Annotated in this window: 1 protein-coding gene; it reads right to left on the bottom strand. The window is 44.2% G+C overall.

All coding sequences use genetic code 11. The annotated features are described in order from the left end of the window. Positions 1–27 precede the first annotated feature (27 nt). Positions 28–554 (bottom strand): EF-Tu C-terminal domain-related protein (locus tag NE535_RS18660; protein ID WP_261300046.1); only part of this gene is annotated, 527 nt, incomplete at its 5' end.

The raw sequence follows: 554 nt of genomic DNA, 5'->3' as shown, positions 1-554 counted from the left end.
CTTTTTCAATGTTAACTAAACTCGCAATTAAGCGATGATTTTAGCTACAACACCAGCACCAACTGTACGGCCACCTTCACGGATAGCGAAACGTAAACCGTCGTCCATCGCGATTGGGTAAATCAAAGTAACAACCATCTTGATGTTGTCACCAGGCATTACCATTTCTACGCCTTCTGGTAACTCGATTGTACCAGTTACGTCAGTTGTACGGAAGTAGAACTGTGGACGGTAACCTTTGAAGAATGGAGTGTGACGTCCGCCTTCTTCTTTTGATAACACGTATACTTCTGATTCGAAAGTAGTGTGTGGCTTGATTGAACCTGGCTTAGCAAGTACTTGACCACGTTCTACGTCATCACGCTTAGTACCACGTAATAACACACCACAGTTCTCACCTGCACGACCTTCGTCAAGCAGCTTACGGAACATTTCTACACCAGTACAAGTTGTTTTAGTTGTGTCTTTAACACCAACAATTTCAACTTCGTCTGATACGCGTACAATACCACGCTCAACACGACCAGTTACCACTGTACCACGACCTGAAATCG

Origin of the sequence: Shewanella holmiensis, assembly GCF_025370255.1 — a bacterium.
Lineage (GTDB): Bacteria > Pseudomonadota > Gammaproteobacteria > Enterobacterales > Shewanellaceae > Shewanella > Shewanella holmiensis.
The sequence above is the reverse complement of the archived record's forward strand: the minus strand, read 5'-3'. Positions and strand labels throughout refer to the sequence as shown.